Raw genomic sequence first — 4,539 nt, 5'->3', positions numbered from 1 at the left:
GGCGAAATCGAGGCGGCGCGCCAGTTGCTGGCCGACAACGACTGGGGACCGCGCGTGCAGGACCCCGCCGTCTTCCGCCAGCTGCTGGACCGCTCCCAGGTGGCGCTGGTGGCCGTGGAGGACGGCCGGGTCGTCGGCTTCCTGCGCGCCATCAGCGACGGCCTCTTCAACGGCTACATCTCCATGGTCGTCGTCGCGGCCTCTCACCGCGGCCGCGGCGTCGGCACGCAGCTGGTGCAGGCCGCGATGGGCAGCGACGAGCGCATAACCTGGGTGCTGCGCGCCGGGCGCGATGGCGTGTCGGCCTTCTACGAGACACTGGGGTTCCGCCGGTCCGAGGTCGCGATGGAGCGCCCCGGCCAGCGCCGTTGACCTGGAGAGCCGCTTGCACCCCACCCTCACCTTTGCGGCCATGCTGCTGCTGGCCGCCGCCCCGCCAGCCATGGCCCAGCTGGTCCCGCCGGCAAAGGCCATCGCCGGGGCGACGCAGGAGGAATGGTCCAAGCGCTGGTGGCGCTGGGCACTGTCGTTCGAGGACGAGGACAGCCCCGTCGCGGACACGGACGGCCGCTTGTGCGCCAGCGGCCAGTCGGGGCCCGTCTGGTTCCTGGCCGGCAGCTACGACACACGACGCACGGTGCGCAGCTGCCGCATCCCGTCCGGCAAGACACTGTTCTTCCCGCTGGTCAACAGCCTCGCCTTTCCGCCGGACGACGAGCGCGAGGCCTGTGCATCGCTGATGCTGCGCGCCGAGTCGATGACGGAGGCCCCCGCAGGCCTGGTGCTGGAGCTCAACGGCCGCCGCTTCGACGGCCTGGAGGCCCACCGACAGGCGACCCGCGGCTGTTTCCTCGTCGCGCCGGACGATGACGCGCCCGCTGCCAGCAACGGCTACTACGTGGCGCTGGGGCCACTCAAGCGCGGCCGCTACACGCTGAACTTCGGTGGCATCCTGCCCGGTCTATCGCAGGCCGTGACCTACACCCTCGACGTGCGGTGATCCGGCGACGCCCTTCATCCGGCAGACGTGCCCGCTCCCGAGCCGGCTGCAAGCGCGAATCCCTGCCTAAACTCGCTGTCGCATGACGCCCGCTCCAATCCCCGCCAACGATGCCGAGCGGCTGCGCGTGCTGCGCGAGCTGTTGATCCTGGACACGCCGCCCGAGGAGCGCTTCGACCGCATCGTCGAGTTCGCCGCCGCGGAGTTCGACATGCCCATCGCGCTGATCAGCCTCGTGGACCGCAACCGCCAGTGGTTCAAAGCCCGCGTCGGCCTGGATGCCTGCGAGACCGCGCGCGAGACCTCGTTCTGTGGCCACGCCATCGTGGGCCACGCGCTCTTCGAGGTGCTGGACGCGGCACAGGACCAGCGATTTGCCGACAACCCCCTCGTCACCGGCGCGCCCTTCATCCGCTTCTACCTCGGTGCGCCGCTGACCCTGCCGAACGGCGCGACGATCGGCACGCTCTGCCTCATTGACACCCGCCCGCGCGAGCTGGATGCGCTGGACCGCGACATCCTCGGCAAGCTGCGCGACCTGGTCGTCGCCGAGCTGGTCGGCCCGGCACCGGACGCGCCGTGACCTACCACGTCACGCCCAGAGGCCGGCTGCTGCTGCTCGAACCGCAGTACGTGCTCCGGCGCACCGTGGCGCTGATGGCGCGCGACATGGGCCTGGCCGACGTGCAGGAAGCGACCACCCCGGCCGTCGCCGAAAGGCTGCTGCAGGAGCGCCGCTTCGACGCCATGCTGGTCGCCATCGACGATGACGGCGCCGCGCTGGAGCTGGTGCGCCAGGTGCGCGCCGGCAGCACCGCCCAGACACCCGGCATCCCGGTGGCCGCCACGGCGGCGAGTTGCAACGTCGAACTGGCGCTGCGGCTGAAGCAGCTCGACGTCTGCCGACTGCTGCTCAAACCCTTCAAGGTGCGCGGCATGCTGGACGCCATTTCGGCACTCGGCGCCCCCACACCGCCGCCTGAGCACTGAATAAGCCCCGGCCGCCCCTGCTTTTGCAGCCACCGCCGCCGCGCCGCGGGCCTAGCATGGGTCCTCCCATGCCCCGCCTTACCCTTTTCACCGCCGCCCTGCTGGCCTCGCTGCTGGCCGGCTGCGGCACGCCCAGCCAGCCGTTGCCCATGGCCGTCTCGGCCGCGGACGCGCTGCAGATCCGCGGCTGGGTGCCGGACGCGCTGAAATTCCAGGTGGGCGTCGCCCCGGTGTCGGGGGGGCAGGAGACCAGCCGCTGGTGGGGCTCCAAGGTCAGCGCCGAGGCGCTGAAACTGGCGCTGGACGACTCCCTGCACGCCGTCGGCATGATCCCGCTGCTGCCCGAGCCGTCGCCGCGCTTCGAACTGCAGGCCGAGCTGCTGGAACTGGAGCAGCCGCAGGTGCCGGCACTTGGCGTGACGGTGGGCGTGGCAGTGCGCTACACGCTGGTCGACAAGACCGGCGGCCACATCGTCTACCAGCGCCGCATCGCCAGCAGCGAGGAGGCGCGCTTCAGCGAAGCCGTCGTGTCACCCAACGAGCGGCTGCGCATCGCCAACGAGCGCGCGCTGCGCGCCAACATCGCACTGCTGCTGCGAGACCTGGTCACGCTGCGGCCGTAGGCGCGGGAGAAGCGCGCTGCTCGTGCTGGCGACGCCCTGCCACCCACCACAGCAGCAGCGCGAAGGCGAAGCCGGCCACGCTGGTCAGGCCGAAGAACCACATCATGGGGTCGTAGCCCGCCGGGTTGGCGGCGCCCGCGCCCGCGCGGTCGTTGAGCCAGCCCGCCGCGACATTGGCCCCGAAGATGCCGCCGTTCTGCACCACCCACATCAGACCGATGGCGGTGCCGAAGCGGTTGGGCGCCACGAGCTTGCTCGTCAGCGGCCACATGACAGCGGGCACGAGGGAGTAGCTGACACCGATCAGCGCCGTCGGCACCCACAGGCTCCAGGACGTCAGCGCCAGCACGGCCAGCGCGATCGGCAGCAGCAGCGCGCCGAAGGCGAGGAACGGGGCGTAGCGGCGCAGGCGGTCGCACATCCATCCGAAGGCCGGCGTCGCGAACACCGCAGCAAGGAAGACGTAGCTGTTCATCTCGCCGGCGGTGGCCAGGTCCAGCCCGTGGGTGTGCTGGAAGTACTTGATCGAGAAGGTGCTGCGGAAGGCCAGGATGACCGAGTACCAGAGCACGCACAGCGCCAGCAAATACCAGTAGGCCTTGCGGAAATGCAGCAGGTCACGCCAGGCGAACTTCTCAGCCACCGCCTGGCCCGCCGGCAGCAGGCCGGCGCGACGCGGGCCACGGTCCACCCACCAGTAGGCAAAGGCCGCGGCGAAGGAAGTCGCCGCGATCGCCGCGGCGATGAGCAGAGGCGGTTGCCAGCCCAAGGCGTAGGCGCTGCCGAACCAGGTCGGCGACATGTCGGCACCATAGGAACCCAGGCGGCCGATGGCCAGCGTCAGGCCCATGACCAGCGCCAGGCTGCGGCCACCGAAGTAGTCAGCCACGGCGGCCAGCGTCGCGATGTTGAAGGTCTCGGCGCCGATGCCGTAAAGCAGCCGCCCCGCGGCCATGCCGGTGAAGTCGGAGCTGAAGGCCGTCAGCAGCGCGCCGGCCAAGCAGATGCCGGCCGTCACCAGCGTCATGCACGCGGCGCCGAAGCGGTCCACCAGCACGCCGCCGACGAGGATAAGGACGACATTGGGCAGGCTGTAGATGGCGTTCAGCAGGCCCACCTGCGTGTCCGAGAAGCCGCGCTGCTGCTGCAGCAGGTCGGCCACCGGGCCAATGGAGTCGTAGACATAGAAGTTGCCGTACAGCGAGATCGCCACCAGCACGCCCACGATCCAGGCCGTGGTACGCGGCGGTTGCACGGCGCTCACAGCTTGCGGTGGCCCAGGGCCGGCAACTGCTGGCGTACCTGCGTCAACCGGGCCGGGTCCACGTCGGCAACGACGACGCCCTCGCCATCGGCCAGCACGCTGAGCACCTGGCCCCACGGATCGACGATCATGCTGTGGCCCCAGGTGCGGCGGCCATTGGCATGCTGGCCGCCCTGGGCAGGCGCGACGACATAGCACTGGTTCTCCACCGCCCGCGCTCGCAGCAACAGCTCCCAATGGGCCTGGCCTGTGGTGTAGGTGAAGGCGGCTGGCACAGCCAGCAGGTCACTGCCGGCGTAGGTGCGGTACAGCTCGGGAAAGCGCAGGTCATAACAGACCGACAGGCCCACCTGGATGCCGCCAGCCTCGAAGCGCGTCGGATGGTTGCCGGGCTCCAGCACGCGGCCCTCGTCATAGTTCTCGCGGCCATTGTCGAAGGCGAACAGATGGATCTTGTCGTAACGCGCGACTCGCTCGCCGCCGGGCGAGAACACCAGCGTCGAATTGCGCACGCGCTCGGCGCTGGTCGACTTGATGGGCAGCGTGCCGCCGATGATCCACAGGCCCAGGTCGCGCGCGGCCGTGGCCAGCATGGCCGGGATGGGGCCGCTGCCCTCCGCCTCGGCCAGGGTCAGCTTGTCGCTGTCCTGCATGCCCATCAG

General features: G+C 70.3%; 7 protein-coding genes. 5 read left to right on the top strand and 2 right to left on the bottom strand.

Annotated elements, in window-relative coordinates:
• The 5 genes from VGF12_RS05375 to VGF12_RS05355 form a co-directional block, all read left to right on the top strand.
• On the top strand, positions 1 to 372 hold a 372-nt coding region (locus VGF12_RS05375), incomplete at its 5' end, for a GNAT family N-acetyltransferase (protein WP_331175014.1).
• Between the two features lie 13 nt (positions 373 to 385).
• Positions 386 to 1,000 (top strand): hypothetical protein, encoded by a 615-nt coding sequence (locus VGF12_RS05370; protein WP_331175013.1) that lies wholly within the window; start codon positions 386 to 388, stop codon positions 998 to 1,000.
• Between the two features lie 82 nt (positions 1,001 to 1,082).
• Positions 1,083 to 1,583, top strand: a complete 501-nt coding sequence (locus VGF12_RS05365) for a GAF domain-containing protein (protein ID WP_331175012.1) — start codon at positions 1,083 to 1,085, stop codon at positions 1,581 to 1,583.
• On the top strand, positions 1,580 to 1,990 hold the full coding sequence (locus VGF12_RS05360) for a response regulator (RefSeq protein WP_331175011.1): 411 nt from the start codon (positions 1,580 to 1,582) through the stop codon (positions 1,988 to 1,990). The genes VGF12_RS05365 and VGF12_RS05360 overlap by 4 nt, the downstream gene beginning before the upstream one ends.
• Positions 1,991 to 2,058: 68 nt before the next feature.
• Positions 2,059 to 2,613 carry a hypothetical protein gene (locus VGF12_RS05355; RefSeq protein WP_331175010.1) on the top strand — a complete coding sequence of 185 codons (555 nt, stop codon included), beginning with the start codon at positions 2,059 to 2,061 and terminating at the stop codon, positions 2,611 to 2,613.
• On the opposite strand, the gene VGF12_RS05350 is transcribed toward VGF12_RS05355, so the two are convergent.
• Both VGF12_RS05350 and VGF12_RS05345 read right to left on the bottom strand, forming a co-directional pair.
• Entirely contained in the window at positions 2,597 to 3,877 is a 1,281-nt protein-coding gene (locus VGF12_RS05350; protein ID WP_331175009.1) for an MFS transporter, read from the bottom strand. The two genes, VGF12_RS05355 and VGF12_RS05350, sit on opposite strands and share 17 nt — an antisense overlap.
• Positions 3,874 to 4,539, bottom strand: a 666-nt coding sequence (locus tag VGF12_RS05345; protein WP_331175008.1) for a carbon-nitrogen hydrolase family protein, incomplete at its 5' end; no start/stop codon positions are given. The genes VGF12_RS05345 and VGF12_RS05350, both read right to left, overlap by 4 nt.

The sequence above is a fragment of the Roseateles sp. genome (assembly GCF_036404855.1).
In the GTDB taxonomy this organism is placed as follows: Bacteria; Pseudomonadota; Gammaproteobacteria; order Burkholderiales; family Burkholderiaceae_C; genus Pelomonas.
Note: the sequence above shows the minus strand (reverse complement) of the source record. Positions and strands in the feature narration are given on the sequence as shown.